At 55.4% G+C, this 14,546-nt stretch carries 20 protein-coding genes; 8 read left to right on the top strand and 12 right to left on the bottom strand.

The features are described 5' to 3' along the window. Together I2D57_RS09935 and I2D57_RS09050 are read right to left on the bottom strand one after the other, a co-directional pair. The coding region (locus I2D57_RS09935; protein WP_229055736.1) for a hypothetical protein at nt 1-226 on the bottom strand (226 nt) is incomplete at its 3' end. Further along, a complete protein-coding gene (locus I2D57_RS09050; protein ID WP_195362238.1) occupies nt 216-536 on the bottom strand; it encodes a hypothetical protein in 321 nt (106 codons plus the stop codon). The genes I2D57_RS09935 and I2D57_RS09050, both read right to left, overlap by 11 nt. A 182-nt stretch (nt 537-718) precedes the next feature. Here I2D57_RS09050 and I2D57_RS09045 point away from each other — a divergent pair, with 182 nt between their 5' ends. The 5 genes from I2D57_RS09045 to I2D57_RS09030 all read left to right on the top strand — a co-directional run bounded on the left by I2D57_RS09045 (nt 719) and on the right by I2D57_RS09030 (nt 3,985). Next, entirely contained in the window at nt 719-1,138 is a 420-nt protein-coding gene (locus I2D57_RS09045) for a hypothetical protein (protein ID WP_195362237.1), read from the top strand. Between the two features lie 190 nt (nt 1,139-1,328). Next, on the top strand, nt 1,329-1,454 hold the full coding sequence (locus tag I2D57_RS10000) for a hypothetical protein (RefSeq protein WP_255413310.1): 126 nt from the start codon (nt 1,329-1,331) through the stop codon (nt 1,452-1,454). A gap of 430 nt (nt 1,455-1,884) precedes the next feature. After that, nucleotides 1,885-2,523: a hypothetical protein gene (locus tag I2D57_RS09040; RefSeq protein WP_195362236.1), complete on the top strand. Its 639-nt coding sequence runs from the start codon at nt 1,885-1,887 to the stop codon at nt 2,521-2,523. Beyond that, the gene (locus I2D57_RS09035; protein WP_195362235.1) at nt 2,520-3,245 is read left to right on the top strand and encodes a metallophosphoesterase family protein; all 726 of its coding nucleotides are present in this window, start codon (nt 2,520-2,522) and stop codon (nt 3,243-3,245) included. The genes I2D57_RS09040 and I2D57_RS09035 overlap by 4 nt, the downstream gene beginning before the upstream one ends. Continuing rightward, complete coding sequence (locus tag I2D57_RS09030) at nt 3,245-3,985, top strand: metallophosphoesterase (protein ID WP_195362234.1); 741 nt, start codon at nt 3,245-3,247, stop codon at nt 3,983-3,985. The genes I2D57_RS09035 and I2D57_RS09030 overlap by 1 nt, the downstream gene beginning before the upstream one ends. A gap of 30 nt (nt 3,986-4,015) precedes the next feature. Here I2D57_RS09030 and I2D57_RS09025 read toward each other — a convergent pair whose 3' ends face one another. The 4 genes from I2D57_RS09025 to I2D57_RS09010 form a co-directional block, all read right to left on the bottom strand. Further along, the gene (locus I2D57_RS09025) at nt 4,016-4,525 is read right to left on the bottom strand and encodes a DUF5067 domain-containing protein (protein ID WP_195362233.1); all 510 of its coding nucleotides are present in this window, start codon (nt 4,523-4,525) and stop codon (nt 4,016-4,018) included. 91 nt (nt 4,526-4,616) lie between these two features. Further along, on the bottom strand, nt 4,617-4,769 hold the full coding sequence (locus I2D57_RS09020; protein WP_195362232.1) for a hypothetical protein: 153 nt from the start codon (nt 4,767-4,769) through the stop codon (nt 4,617-4,619). A 2-nt stretch (nt 4,770-4,771) separates the two neighbouring features. Beyond that, nucleotides 4,772-5,464 carry a hypothetical protein gene (locus I2D57_RS09015; protein ID WP_195362231.1) on the bottom strand — a complete coding sequence of 231 codons (693 nt, stop codon included), beginning with the start codon at nt 5,462-5,464 and terminating at the stop codon, nt 4,772-4,774. Between the two features lie 225 nt (nt 5,465-5,689). Next, entirely contained in the window at nt 5,690-6,274 is a 585-nt protein-coding gene (locus I2D57_RS09010) for a recombinase family protein (RefSeq protein WP_055287572.1), read from the bottom strand. Between the two features lie 214 nt (nt 6,275-6,488). Between I2D57_RS09010 and I2D57_RS09005 the strand changes: the two genes are divergently transcribed. The 3 genes from I2D57_RS09005 to I2D57_RS08995 all read left to right on the top strand — a co-directional run bounded on the left by I2D57_RS09005 (nt 6,489) and on the right by I2D57_RS08995 (nt 7,584). Then, nucleotides 6,489-6,755, top strand: coding sequence for a hypothetical protein (locus I2D57_RS09005; protein WP_195362230.1), 267 nt, complete (start codon nt 6,489-6,491; stop codon nt 6,753-6,755). Further along, the gene (locus I2D57_RS09000) at nt 6,755-7,036 is read left to right on the top strand and encodes a type II toxin -antitoxin system TacA 1-like antitoxin (RefSeq protein ID WP_195362229.1); all 282 of its coding nucleotides are present in this window, start codon (nt 6,755-6,757) and stop codon (nt 7,034-7,036) included. The genes I2D57_RS09005 and I2D57_RS09000 overlap by 1 nt, the downstream gene beginning before the upstream one ends. Before the next feature lie 269 nt (nt 7,037-7,305). Next, complete coding sequence (locus tag I2D57_RS08995; protein ID WP_195362228.1) at nt 7,306-7,584, top strand: hypothetical protein; 279 nt, start codon at nt 7,306-7,308, stop codon at nt 7,582-7,584. 367 nt (nt 7,585-7,951) lie between these two features. Here I2D57_RS08995 and I2D57_RS08990 read toward each other — a convergent pair whose 3' ends face one another. From I2D57_RS08990 to I2D57_RS08965, 6 genes are all read right to left on the bottom strand, one after another. Then, nucleotides 7,952-8,611, bottom strand: coding sequence for a DUF5028 domain-containing protein (locus I2D57_RS08990; protein WP_195362227.1), 660 nt, complete (start codon nt 8,609-8,611; stop codon nt 7,952-7,954). A gap of 5 nt (nt 8,612-8,616) precedes the next feature. Continuing rightward, the gene (locus I2D57_RS08985; RefSeq protein WP_195362226.1) at nt 8,617-9,261 is read right to left on the bottom strand and encodes an ATP-binding cassette domain-containing protein; all 645 of its coding nucleotides are present in this window, start codon (nt 9,259-9,261) and stop codon (nt 8,617-8,619) included. Beyond that, entirely contained in the window at nt 9,258-10,055 is a 798-nt protein-coding gene (locus I2D57_RS08980; protein ID WP_195362225.1) for a hypothetical protein, read from the bottom strand. The genes I2D57_RS08985 and I2D57_RS08980 overlap by 4 nt, the downstream gene beginning before the upstream one ends. A gap of 38 nt (nt 10,056-10,093) precedes the next feature. Beyond that, complete coding sequence (locus tag I2D57_RS08975) at nt 10,094-10,960, bottom strand: hypothetical protein (RefSeq protein WP_229055734.1); 867 nt, start codon at nt 10,958-10,960, stop codon at nt 10,094-10,096. A gap of 94 nt (nt 10,961-11,054) precedes the next feature. Then, complete coding sequence (locus I2D57_RS08970) at nt 11,055-11,567, bottom strand: hypothetical protein (RefSeq protein WP_195362223.1); 513 nt, start codon at nt 11,565-11,567, stop codon at nt 11,055-11,057. 109 nt (nt 11,568-11,676) lie between these two features. Beyond that, complete coding sequence (locus I2D57_RS08965) at nt 11,677-13,812, bottom strand: helix-turn-helix transcriptional regulator (protein WP_195362222.1); 2,136 nt, start codon at nt 13,810-13,812, stop codon at nt 11,677-11,679. Nucleotides 13,813-14,546: the final 734 nt, after the last annotated feature.

Genomic DNA, 14,546 nt, shown 5'->3' with positions numbered 1-14,546 from the left:
GGTTGAAGCAGACAACAAAAGCGACCAGTTCGCTTGATAGGGGGCCGACTACATAGAAAAAGATTGCGTCAATGAAGTCTATAGTGTTGTAAGTTGTTTCGCCGGAAAACACAGCGTATAAAGCATATCCAAATCTTGGGTGATTCACGTATGAGTAGGAGAAGACCAAGAGCGTTACCAGTGCTACTGCCATAAGTACATTCAAGACGATTCTTCTACCGCTCATCGGTCACTCCTTTCGAGTGCTGATACAAATATATTAATATAATAACAGTTTTATCCAATAGGATTGGAGGAGTCATGGCAGTAAAATCCGTTATTCGTAAGCTAATGTTATTTTCAGCATCAACTGTCCTTTTATCAGCTTTTTTGCTGTAACTCCATCTTTTGGTCTGACGGCAAATCACAGTATGTCTACCAGCGCGTCTTATACACAAGCTTCCTTGTTTGATGAGCTCTCTATAGCAAGGCGCGCTATGCAAGAAGACGTTCTTGATACTTATTGTTCTTTTTACTGTTTTAATAACGTTGCTCATAATATTCCTTTAAAGGACCCAACTTATAAGCGACTAACCTTCAAGAATAGCTACAGCCGTATTTATCCGGATACGTGTCGAACGAGTTTTATTTATACTTGTCCCACATGCAAGGCTGACGGCGTGATGAAAGTATTTCAGTGCAACTATCAAACACGTTGATTTGATTGTAGGTGGCTTATATGCTTAGCACGAAGATCAAAGTAATTGTAGGTCCTTTCTTTCTTTTTGTTTGCTTGTGCTTTCCGGCTGCAGGCTTTGCGGACGGGATTGTTTACAATATGAGAAACGATGTTCAGCCGGTTGCTTCTCTATCTAATGATCTCTCATATGCTTCTGGCACCACTGCTCGCCGTGCGAACAGCGAAAGGGTCTTGAATGTATATTGGACTTTTACGGGACTATTGAATGGTCGAGAAGTGAAAGATCGAATTGTATATAGGGATTACAAGTCGCTATCTTTTCCTAATTCCTATAGTACTCTAGCGCCAACTTGGGTTAATACTCGCGCCACCGGTTCTAACGGTGAATATTTTTCTCAGGTTCAAGCTACTGGGGTTGGATCCGTGGAAACATGGCGTTGCAACTATCAAATTAGATAATTTGATATAAACGTCACATCTAAATAACGTGCACTTTCGCTGGAGGGTCGCTGTTTGGCGGCCCTCTTTTTTGCACAGGCGCGGTGGGATGGCAATATCGGGCGGGAGTCAGCCGCTCTGATAGAATCGTCCTTGCTGTCGGCAGCCCTCGTGCCGGGCAGAGCCCTCCATTTGATGGGAGGTGATGCCCATGACCGATTTCACCGAGCTCGTGAAGCTCCTGACCGCTACGGTCTCGCTCCTCACGGCCCTTGTCGGCCTTTCCAAGGCACTCAAGCAGGGCTCGAAGCCCAAAAAGAAAGGCCACCGTCGCTAAGACGATGACCTAACTTTCTAACGCAACGGCTCTGCCCAGCTCACTACAACTTGGGCTGCCGTCGGCACCATTCTACCCGCTTGACATTGCTGTTGTCGATGCGCCGTATCAAGAATTCACGGCAGCGCTCGTGGTTGCAAAACGGCCCAACAAATAGCGGCTATTAGTCAGTTCGGCTGTCTAAAAGGCCTAATAGTTGCCAATAGTGGCCAGTTGGCAACGGATTTGGGCTATTAGTTCTAACAGTGCCTATACTATGACCCCACAAACGGGACACGGTTTTCTGCCCGCACGAGGTTTTAAAGTTTTAGCTGGAACAATCCGGCAGATTGGAGCACAGAACATGAGGTTCGAACGCCTCATGTCGCTCAAAATACGTCTCCTCAATTGCGCAAAGGAGAACGGTATTTAGCGACAAGGAGACAATGGAATGATCTGGTTCACCAGCGACACGCACTTCGGGCACGAGAACGTCCTGAAGTTCACGGACCGGCCGTGGGAGACGATTTGGCAGATGAACGATGCCATCGTCGACAACATCAACGGCAGGGTCGCCGTGGATGACGAGCTCTACATCCTGGGGGATTTCTCATTCAAGATGACCGCCCAGGACGCATACGGGCTGCGTAAGCGGATCGCCTGCAGGCGCATCCACCTCGTTCCGGGAAACCATGACAAGGACTGGACCCAGCCGGCGGTCGCGGGCGCGTTCACCGTGGAACCGCCGATCTGCGTGCTCAAGATCGACGGGCAGAAGATCGTCCTGTGCCATTACCCCATGGCCGACTGGCAGGGCATGAGCCATGGATCGTGGCACCTCCACGGGCACATCCACAGCAGCGGCGGCGCGTACAACGAGTTCAACCGCAAGCAGGGGCTCCTGCGCTACGACGTGGGCTGCGACGCCAACGGGCACTCCCCGGTGAGCCTCGACGGGCTGAGGGAGTGGTTCGCCGGAGTCGGCGAGCCGTGCGGCCGGGTGAAATGGCCCTGGTGGGTCAACGAGACCGGCGACAGGCAGGTCGAGCGCGAGCTGGCGGCGTACAAGAGGGAAGAGGTGGTCCGATGACGGTCTATGTGACGGGCGACATCCACAGTGGGCTCGACATGCAAAAGCTCCGCGACTGGGAGCTTGGCGACAGTCTTACCAGCGACGACTATCTCATCGTCGCCGGCGACTTTGGCTTTCCGTGGGATTTCTCTGCCGAGGAATGCGCCGACATCGCCTGGCTGGAGTCGCGCCCCTACACGGTACTGTTCGTCGACGGCAACCACGAGCGCTTCGACCACTGGGCGGAGCGCCCCATGGAGCCGTGGCACGGCGGGCTGACGCAGCGCCTGTCGGGCACCTCGCCCATTCGGCGCCTGACGCGCGGCGAGGTCTTCGAGCTCGACGGGAAGACGGTCTTCACCATGGGCGGGGCGACGAGCGTCGACAGGGCGTACCGCATCCCGTACAGCTCGTGGTGGCCGCAGGAGCTGCCGGACGAGCGCGATTTCGATGCCGCACGGGCAAGGCTCGACGAGGTCGCCTGGAAGGTAGACTGCGTCATCACCCATACCTGCTCGACGCGCATGCTCTCGCCGACGCTCTACCCGGACCCAGGCTGGGAACGCCCTGATGTGGACCGGCTGACCGGATTCCTCGACGAGCTCGAGGACCGCCTGGACTATAAACATTGGTATTACGGCCATTTTCACCGAGACGGCAACCCGGACGAGCGTCATACCGTGCTGTACGACCGGATCGTGAGGCTCGGGGACAAACTCCTGCCGTGGGGTGCGTACTGATGGCTATCTATGTGACGGGCAACGTGCACGGCAGGGCCGAGTACGGGTCCAGCCGGTTTGCCTTCAAGAATTGGCCGCTGGGCCGGACCCTGACGCGCGATGACGTGGTGATCGTGGCCGGCGACTTCGGCTTTGTCTGGGATGGATCCAACGCCGAGAAATACTGGCTTGACTGGTTCGAGTCGAAGCCGTGGACCACGTGTTTCGTAGACGGCAACCATGAGAACCACCATGCCTTGGCTGGGCTGCCGGTGCTGGAGTGGAACGGCGGGCTCGTCCATGAGGTGCGACCGCACGTGCTGCACCTCATGCGCGGAGAGGTGTTCGACATCGCGGGAACCACGGTCCTTGCCATGGGCGGTGCCAAAGCGAGCAACGACAGGCAGTATCGCAAGGAGGGGAGGAGCTGGTGGCCCGAGGAGATGCCGAGCGAGGAAGAGATGTGGCAATGCCGCACCTCGCTCGACCGCGTGGGCTGGAAGGTCGACTACGCGGTGACTCACGAGGCTCCTGCCGACCTGGCAGAGAAGCTGTGCCGGGAGCGCGAACGCGAGTATCTGGACGACCAGCTGCAACGATTCCTTGCCGAGCTCGACGGGCAGCTCGGCTACCGCGCCTGGTTCTTCGGCCACTACCACGGCGACGAATGGCGCGACGACAGGCACCGCCTTATCTACCGAGACATCGTGCCGATCGAAAATGCTGCGCCCGGCTCTAGAAACCCTCTAGAAATGCTCTAGAGGGTTTCTAGAAATTAGACGCTTTGCGGCCTACTCCAATTCAAAGGTCTGGTCGAGGGAGTTTGACCCGGCGCCCATCCCGTCGACTTTCACTTCGATGGGAGACATGTCGTTAAGGTCAAAAATCGACACACCGTCGCATTCGCCTCCCGGCGCAAGCCCTTGCGAAGAGAAGCGGTCTTCCTGCAAATCGGCGGCAAACCCGCGAGATAGCATCTGCTTATTTTGATAAGCCGTGATGTAGCTACCAACAGCGCATGAATCTGCCGATCGGTTGTTAATGGCGTGCCAGCGAACAACGGCGACCTTCCCGCCATCGCCAGCCAAGGAATCATGCACCTCGACGCCGGTGACTGAATACTCCATCTTGCCGTAAACCCCGTCTTCCTGCGCGTTATCAGAATCAGCGACCTGAACTGCCGTCTGACGATCGTCTGCCTGGCTGCACCCAGAGGTCATAACTAGGGCGGCTGCCAGAACACCAGCAGCCCCAAAGTTCCGAGCTAGGTTGATTGCCTTTTTAACAGAGAGATGCTCCATCGACTACTCCAAACTTAATTGTTTTTGAATGCCATCAGCCAAACAGCCAAGCCCCAATGAGCATGACCACTGAAACTGCTGCAAGCGAAGCTCAGACGGCATTTTGACGGGTGATGACACCGCTGATGGTGAGCGCATTTGCGCCGGCACCATCAATGACAGTCCAGACGAGTGCCGTGACCAAAAAGACGACTAGCCCTGCCGTTATCAACTCACGGCGAGACGGCCTTAGCTTGTCGGACATATCTACTCGCCCCTCGTCTGGGTCATGACCTCGACCTTGGCCTCGGCCACGGCCGCCCGCTGCTCGGAGGCGGCGAGGCGGTCCTTGAGGGCGGCGACCTCGGCCATCAGGTCACGCTGGGCGAGGAGGGAGACGTTGAGATCGGCCTGAGCCTTGGCCGCGGCGTCGACCGCGCCCCTCATGCTTTCAATTCGATCGTCTTTTGCGGCTGATTCTGCCAAGAGCTGATTGTTCTCGGAATCGAGCTTCTTGAGCCGCGAGAGGTAATCGGCGACGGTGGCGTGGAGCTCATCGTTCTCAATCTCCAAGCTCGCAGTATCCAGCTCGAATTTCTCTTTGATGGCGGCGACCTGCTCGACGCAATTAGATTTGATGCTCTGAATCTGTTCCGTTGCACTTTTCTTGGCGGCGTCGGCGTCCTCGCGGGCAGCACGAGCCTCCATCGCGGCGGCTTCGGCAGCGCCCACGATGATGCGCTTGACCCGCTCGACCGCCTCATCGAGGACGGCCGATGCGTCGAGCGCAGCCTTCACGCCGGGAGTGGCGTTAGGGTGGTAGCCGTCGACCAAGCGGGCGACGGTATCGGCCTGCGAGAGGCCAAGGCTCGTGCTGATGTCCTTTATGGCGTCACGGGTCTCCGATGAGACATTCAGACTGGTCATTTTCTTTTCGGACTGGACTTGGTTTTCGGCCATGATGCGGCACTCCAATCAACAACGGGCATGGCTCCGCCACGCCGTACGGCTGGGAACAAATACGCGGCCGCTGTTGAGTTGTGTTCGTCCTGCGATCGGTGAGTTCTAAAAGGCGTCTCAAGCCATGCGTTCACGCAGGTTTTCGGTTAGAGAAATACCGCACCCTTATATAGTAACGCCGCCGCACTCAGGCCTATCAGGCAAATCGCGAAACGACAGACGGACTTATTTCCTGACGCCCACCAATCCGCGTTCACGAAGGATGCGGTACAGCGTTGATTTGGAGACGCCAGTCGCAGCGCAAATATCGGGAATAGGAGTCTCTCCTCCAAGATAGAGCCTTACTGCGGCATCGGCTTTGACGCCGGCAGTGCGAGGCCTGCCACCCACGTTGCCGCCGTGGCTCCGTTTGACGGCGATACCCTCGGCCTGGCGTTGCCTGATCAGATCTCGCTCAAGTTCCGCGGTGCAAGCATGGGTGCCAAGCACGAAGCGCCCGAATGCGGTATCTAGATCCACGGGCTGTTTCAGGGACGTGAGCTTCACGCCGAGGTTTCGAAACATAAGGTCATAGTTGAGCAGCTGCCTGGTCGATCTGGTCAAGCGCTCCCAGGATTCGACCACCACCTCGTCGCCCGCCCGCATCTTCTTGAACAGGCGCTTCTGCTGCGTCCGGTCGCCGTCCTGGGCACCCGTGACCTTGTCCTTGTAGATATGGCCATAGGCCACGCCAGCGTTCACCAGAGCCTCGATCTGGCGGTCCAACCTCTGGTCTTTCGTGCTCACGCGAGCATATCCGTAACGTGTCATTTCAGCCTCCTGCCTCGTATTTGATTTTCCCATGGGAATTGACGCGGAGGTTTTGACACTGGGTTTTGGCACTCGACGTTCACGGCATCGAGGGTTCGATTTTCGAGTGCCAAGAGGCATACGTTTTGGGACGAACGGCTAATGGAATATGTTGGGACGGATAGTATTCTACTACCAAATAGTAGTAGAATACTATCGTAAAGATTGGAGGCTCATGGTCCGGATACACCAGAGAGTTCACGAGCGGCACCCCGAGCTAGATGACGGTGATGTCGAGGCGGCGTGGGAGAGCTACTGCTTCGCAGCCGTCCGCATACCCGGGGAGCGCGAGATGCGGACGGGCTACGACCCGCAAGGTCGGTACATCGAGATGGTCGGTGTCCTCCTGGCCGACGGCGTGTGGCTCGTCTACCACGCCATGACGCCGCCGAGCAAGAAGACGCTGAGGGAGATCGAGAACGCGAGAAGGAGAGGTTACTGATGGAATATAGGCTTGCAAACGGATCCGTTATCACGGATGAGGACATCGAGCGCGAGTGCGCGGAATACGAATCCGGCTCCTGGGAGGGGAGCCTGGTGAACCTCCGAGTCGGCCGCCCCAGGCTTTCCGAGGTGGAGGCCAACGCAAACCTGTCTTTCAAGTGCCCGAAGACGGGCGCCGCCCTCATCGAGAGGGCGGCCGCCGCGTGCGGGATGCGGAAGTCGGAGTTTCTGCGCTCGGCCGCGATCGAGAAGGCCGAGAGGATACTCAGGTCGGCATAGCCCCGGCGTGCCTTCCCGGAATCGGCGTTGCCGCAGGGAGTGAGCGGTCTGCGCCGCCGTTATGTTAGACATGCCGCTAACATAACGGCGGTTAAGTCGTGCCTCGGGTCGGGGCATCTGCACCACCACAGGTTCAATCGCCCCGTAAATCGAATCCTGTTAAGTCGTCTATCTGCGTGTTCATAAACACGCTATTGCCATTCCTTAGGTGAGAATCGTGTCCGCACGGGGCGATATATTAGGCAGAACACCCGAGGGAAAGGAATAGCATGAGCGATTCAATGGAAGTCGTGCATCGGCTCGAGCGCGAGATGGCAGACCGAGCCTCCGCAGTTGAGAAGGTCGACATCTTTAAGGCTCAGTTCAATCAAGCCATCAAGGCCTTCATGGCCGCCGACGAGGCGGTCCGCAGCCTTAACGACCATGACAGCATCGTTGACACTCAGATCGCCAACGCCATCGACGAGCATCTTCGCGCCATCGACAGGCTCTGCCGTTTCGGCATCGACGGTGGTTTCGGTAAGAAGCATCCGGTTAAGGAGTACTAACCTTCCGCATGGCCATGGAAGTAAAGTAGAAGAGGGTCGAATCCGAAGCAGTTCCCGGACAATCGGCGTCCGGCCAGACACTTCGGTTCGACCCTTTCTTCCAGGATTCTGTAACAGCTGATTGAATTGCAACGCGCTAGGGCAGGACAGTTCAAAACTAGCGGGGCGTGTCGCCGCGCGAGTAGTCACCGCGATCGACGACGCGATCGTCCATCTGTCGCGACACGGCGCTACCGCCGTGCGCCTGGCCGGTGGCGCGGACGCGGTCGTCACCGGCATCGGGAACGGAGCCGGCATAGCGGTTGCGAATCTCCCTTGCGTAGCCGCGGCGCGCAAGGAGCTCGTCGCGAACCGCGGGATCTTCGAGCTACTTCACTTCAAACCTTAAGAGCCTTCTCTCTGGCAGATCGGTCATCTTCATCGTATAAGTCCCAGGAAAAGCCTTCTCAAAACGGACGGTCTCGTAACCTTCGAAATAGTCGTTGGTGTTTTGCATCATGAATGGGACGAGCAACTCGTTCTCCGCCCCAACCTGTACAGCAAACGCAGCAGAGCCGCCCAGAGCCGGCATTGCCTGCGTTATCAGATCGGTATTGACCACAAAGTCATAGTTTGGCGCAGACTCCGGCACCAAATGCCAAACATACGTTTTGATTCCGCCTTCGACATTGTCCTTATTCCTGACACGCATCTTTACGGCGATAACACACGTGATGTCGGCGTCCTTCAATTTCGTTTTCGTATCCACGATGCCATATTTTGAATAATCATCATGCGCACGCTTGAGATACTCGCGCGGCGTGAGCAGCTCTGCCCCGTCTATGCAAAACGAATACCCGTCAGTCGCCACATCCTTCGACCCCAGAAACGCCCCATCCATCGAGAGCCATTCGCCCTCCGCATAATATTTCTCAGGAATGACCGTCCGGTTCCCGTTAACGACGCTCACCCTCATGCCCGCAAGGCCGGTGGCAGCACAGCCGAAAAGAGCAAGCACCGCCCTTCTTGTCCACAGGGTCTTCTTCATCGCGCTCACGACCTTTCCCGAACTTTCACAACGGCACCGTCGCGCATGCAGTAAACCCGATCGGCCAGCTCCTCGAGCACCTCTCCGTCATGGCTGGACAGAATAACCTCGCGACCCGTCGATGCCGCCATCGCCACAACGCGCTTGAGTATTTCCACGCCCGCTTCGTCGAGGGCATTTGTTGGCTCATCGAGAACAAGTAGCTTCGGCTTTTCCATAATTGCCGCAGCTATCCCCAGACGTTGCTTCATCCCAAGCGAGTATGCTCGGAACTTCTTTTTTTCGTCTGCATCGAGCCCCACGAGCCGCAGGGCAGAGCGAATGTCCTCGGAGGTGGCAACGCCCTTGATCTGAGCGATGAGCTCCAAATTATCGTAGCCAGACAGATATCCCAAAAAGGAAGGCGCCTCGATCAACATCCCCAGACTCGGCGGGAACGAGATGTCCACCCCAAGCCTTTGGCCATCGATAGAGATTTCGCCTTCGGTAGGCTTGATCAATCCGCAGACCGCTCGCATAAGCATGGTCTTACCCGAACCGTTTATCCCCTGAAGCCCAACCACAGTCCCAGGGTCAACCTCGATGGACACGTTGCGCAGAACATCGTTTTTGCCCATGCGCTTCGATACGTCCCTAACGATCACACTCATATCTTGTCCCCCTTTTCAATAAGGTCGGCCCTTCGAAACCACAGTCCACCCAGCAATAGACATAGCGACATAAGCCCAATTGATGACAAGACGCTCGAGCCCGCCGCGATTCCCTCTTTGACAATTCCGCCCCAGCGCAACAGCATCAAGGCGTTACCCAATAGCGCCCAATGTCGTGCATATGCCGAGCAGATCAGATAGCTCATTAAAACCACAAACGAGACTGACGGCCCAAGCACAAACCCAACCGCTGCCTGCGCAAACGCAAGCGCCTCAAAAGCAAATAAGAGACCTATGAAAAACGGCAGCGCATCTGCCTCGGCAGCTTTGAGAAACCACGGCGCCAAATTAGCCAGCTGAAGCGACTCGCCATGAATGTCCGCGCTGAACGAGGAGCTCACCACCAAGCTCCAAATCACAACAGAGCAAACCACCACGAGCAGTGAAAATGCCGTTACCGCCGCCACTGAGATAAAACGCGAGGCCCACCAAAGGGTTCTTGCCCGGCATCGAACAAGTGCTTGTAAACCAAGCCCGTGCAACGATTCGGTCGGATAATCGAGTGTTGTATAGAGAATAAGCAGAATGAGGAATAGCCACCCTAACGGAGGCACAAACATGACCCCGGGCCTAGGCTCAAACGGAGCAGATCCGGCAAACACGAGCGCAAGATTATCCGCAAACCCCAAGGTATCCGTCCTGACCCCATACACAGAAGACAATCCGTAGGCGTACACCAAGTTCGCAACGGTCACTGCCGCAACCGCAATAAAAGTAACGATGTTCTTCTTCAAAACGGTCCTCAGGTCCGCAGCGACCAGCCTAAACAGCATCAGACCACCTCGCGCCTTTTTAAGAATCTCGCGGAAATCAAAGAAAAGACGAACAGCAAAATGATTTCCGCAAACCCCGCTCGAATGTCGGGCCAGTTATTTAGCGATTCCGACCTGATGCTGTTAAGAATGTTGCAGTTAAAGCCGACGCATGAAAGGACGCTAAAAATCCAGTCGTTAACAAAATGCCATGCAACCATAATCAGATATGGAACGACCATCGCCTTGATTCTGCTGCGAAACACAACCGACAGACCGGTCACGGCCATGGATAGAACCCCCAGCGTCACCGCATCGAACAGTGTATAAACCAGCACATATAACAGAGGCCGGGAATAAAACAGACCAGAAAAATAGCTATGCAGATAGAGCCCGACGTAAGTCGATTCATCGACCCGGGGGAGATACGCGGGAAACAGCATTGAGACAATCAGGAAGTTCACGAGTAGCGGAATAGCCGTGACCGCAAACGCAGAGAGAAAAGCAGACAGCATCTTCACGTTCAGGTATGCATTTCTAGAAACACGTGTGCAGACCTGCGCCTCGTAACCGCTCAAACGCTCGGACAGGCATGACCACGACCCGGCCAGCATGGCAAGCAACGGCAGCGCATAGAAAAACACTGATGCCGATAGCGGTGCATTTGCACTCACAACGATCCAGTTACCAAAGCTACTTTCACGCGTTTGGCCGAGGTATGCCTGGACTTGCAAACCAACGCCATAGCCAAGCGATAACAGCTGCTTGCGCTCAGTCTCGAGCGTCCACCATGCCTCAATGGCAGCCGCCATCGAAATTACAGTTGCAACCATAAGGGTCAACGCAAATATAGGATTGCCAAATATCTTGGACAACTCGTGCCGCATTAGATTTCTATTCAAGCGACATCACCCTCCCTTCGGCCGGACCGAGCAGCAACGCTCGGCCCGGCCCTAATCACAACAAGAAGCTGCGGATTGGCTAGGAGGGAAGTTTGTTAAAATGGCCTAAGCAATCGGGGCTCCACTTTCCATAGACCGTGCCGTATCCGGACTCGGCCCATGCAGTCAGACGAGCATGGCTGCGCTTATTCTCACGGACGAGGTTGTATATCTCCCATTCACGCTCATGGTTGGAGCGATAAACGCCCTGCGTGCAATTCATGTTGCCCGTTCCTCTAGTGTCATAGGCACCGTCCACGTACAAGCGTAACGGCTTTCCTGAATAGCCTTTGATCCAAATGTAGACTGAAGATGAATCTTCTTTCTGGCGATAGCCGGTTGCGCTCGTGCCAGAACATTGAAAAGCGAAATCTCTATCTTCGTTGTTCTTGCATGTGGCAATTCCGGCATCCGCGCTCTGCGAAATGCTAGAAACCTGGGAAGTGTCAAACTCCTCTTGAGCAAATGATGCGGCAGGTGCACCCATCGACAAGCCCGCAACAATCGCCAAGCCGACTCCGATTCGAGCAATAGCGCTCCTTGGCTTAATCATGGCCTTCTCCAATCAAAAGCGGTTAACAATGCGTCGACGCACGGCAACCTTTGCATGAATAGAGAAAGATGTCTGTAAACACCCGCTATTGAGTCGACCGCTCAGGCGTTTACACGTTATCTACCTGCGATAACAATGAAATAAGCTGCGTTTTATTCTTGATCCTCAACTGGCGGTAAGAAGCAGACCGCAGTGCTTGCACCGTAGATGCAGCGTAACCGACATCCTCCGCAATGGTCTTTGTCGTTGCGCCCTCTGCCGTCATCAGCAAAATTTGCGACTGAACATCGGAAAGGGAGCGCGACATAAGCAGGGCCAGCTGGCGCACGCGAGCTGTTTCGGTGGACCCGTTCGCGCGGTACTCCAAGACGGCCTTCTCGTCCTCAACCGAGCGGGCGAGCGCGATGTGCGTGACGAATATGGGCACAGACCAGCAGACGATCACCGTTGCCACGACGACATTGAGAGCCGAACTTTGCCCCAACAACGACGCGAGGAACAACGGCTCGAAAACCGTCAGATCCTGCACCATGTTGAGCAAGACAACCCAAGCAGGAACCGTCGCCCCAAAGCAGAGCATCCATACCCCGAGCATTTTGCGCTGCGGACAGCTTCGCAGCACTATATACGTGAGCAGCATCCCCGTCAGTACCGCAAGTCCATGAATTCGCCCCCTAGTTGCTGCATAGATTAAAGCAGCCACACCTATCGAAACTAATGGCGCGATAGCCCGAGTATGGGCATGAACCTTAAACGGGCACAGCTTAACGGCGAGCGAAGCCATAGACGCTATGCCGCAAAACAGGACCGGCGCAGCCATCAACGGATCGCGTATGCACCTCCATGCCGCGATATAGACAAAAGACCATTCCACGGCAGACAGTATCGCCCACACACACGGGCTTCCGAGCCCGATCGCCCCATCCGCTCCATCCAGATCGTCCCCGCGCTTCGGTTTTCCACCCGCGCTGCACAGCGACAGAAGCAGCCCGAGACCCAATGTATAGCTTGCAAGAGAAAAAGCGATTGCATGCGTAACGCCGGAACTCCAATCGCTATCCGCCATTACCAAGGGACCCGCCGCAAGAAGAATAAAAAATGATGTGAGCAGGTATCGAAACAGCCGGCGCGTCCGAGCTGATACCAGCAGGTCGTCAGCATGCCGCTGCAGCGGCTCAGGCCCTACAGCATCACCCTCACCTGCAAACAACGCCACGAGCTCGCCTGAGCCCGCAACCGACGCCTTCCCGTATGCTCGGTGAAGCGTTGTTCGTACCGTCGATGGCTTCGTACCCGTCTCCCTGGCAATCTCCGCCGGCGTTTTCCCTTTGAGCAGCAGCCGAACAAACTGCTCTTCTCGAGGCGACAGGGCAGGGGAAAACGCCCCAGCATCGAATGGGTCGGACGTGCGGGGGGTATCCGAATCGTTGTTCCGCTTCTTCCTGAGCAACGTGCATCCGAAGGCGGCAATAGCGGACCCCATCGTCAGCGACACAATGACCGTGGCATCGCTTGCAAAGTATGCCACCTCGACAGCCGGAACAAGGCCAATGGGAACTGCTACGAGCACAGAACGGGCAAACACGTCGCCCTGCCCCCGACCAAAGGCGCGGGGACAGCAAAGCAGCGGGACCGCAGCCAATACGAGGTAGACCAGAGGAATTAAAAGCACGATGCCAATTGATGCGGCCGTTACAGAGGGCATCCCCCATGGCTCGGGAACGACTCTCCATGAAACTCGACAGCAAAACAGCAGGCAAGACAGGACAACTATTGTTTCTGCAAAAAGCGCGCTCTGCGATCGGCGGGTCCCCCTTTCGCCGTCCCGCGCCGCCCCCCGTATCAAAGGAGAGCCCGCCGTATCCCAAATTACATATGAGAGGAGCAACGACCCAGTGAAGCACGAGGTACACGAAACACCATGCAACAACCAGATTGGTGCAAACACGATTGGGATAGAATCTCCGCGAGCATAGAAGGCCAGGTCGACCCATTCGGGAACCACCGCAATAGCAGCAAGGAAAACACCGAAGACGCCAAGGCGACCCGGGCGTCTTATTTCTCTCCCCTTGCGGAGCGCAACACCATGACCAAACGCCGCGAGGCATGCGCCGAGGATAACGAGCCAGGTCATTGCACCTGATGCCAAGCCGATTGAAGATGAAAACCGGTGATAAGGGGTAACCGCCATTACGATAAGCACAATGACGCAGGCAGATGTGGCAGAACGGCGGGAAAAGAGCATATGGCCTCCATAGCATGTCATTATATCGCTCGATCCACTCATCTATCTCCATGCCCACACCGGCCAATTTTTCCGCAGCCCCCGCTCCAAAGCGGGATACGGTTTCCTTTTGAGCGCCGGTTCGGAAAATGCATCCAGTTTTAGGCCGAAAACTGGGACGCGCGGGCAGGAGCTATGCAAAGATAGCGGCTGTTGGCCTTGCGATCGGTCTTGCAATGGCGCTGTGCGCATCATTCGCGAAGTATAAGTACGAGCTGACTGCTTTCTGTTTAATGACTGTCAATCTCTTCTGCTATCTCCTTTCACTTTTACTCAGTAGTTGTAGCTGAACGTTCTCAGATATATAAAATCATTCCTTCCATTTTCCGAAAGCCGTTTTATGAAATATCAGAAATAGCTAAACGAGTAATTGCACTCACTTCTGAATCTGATCCAATTGCGCTCCGACTTAAAGATTTCTGTTGTCAGGTTCATCTGCCAGATAATCATGTGGAACATAATCGACGTGATAACGCTTTTCAAGCTCCTCGATGAACCGGTCGACCTTTCGAGCGTTTTGGTAAACCTTTTCGAGTGTGCGGAAAACAGCTTTCTCGTTGTACGCGGGAAGCCCCTGGGCGTTCACAAAGCACATCAGCTGATTGAGGTTCGCTCCTTTGTTAGCGTCGGATTATTTTAGCCAAATATAGTCGGCCGAGATTGACCAATCCCGGCCGACCCATTTTAGCCAACAC

This window comes from Collinsella aerofaciens, from assembly GCF_015553355.1.
GTDB lineage: Bacteria > Actinomycetota > Coriobacteriia > Coriobacteriales > Coriobacteriaceae > Collinsella > Collinsella aerofaciens_V.
The sequence above is the reverse complement of the archived record's forward strand: the minus strand, read 5'-3'. Positions and strand labels throughout refer to the sequence as shown.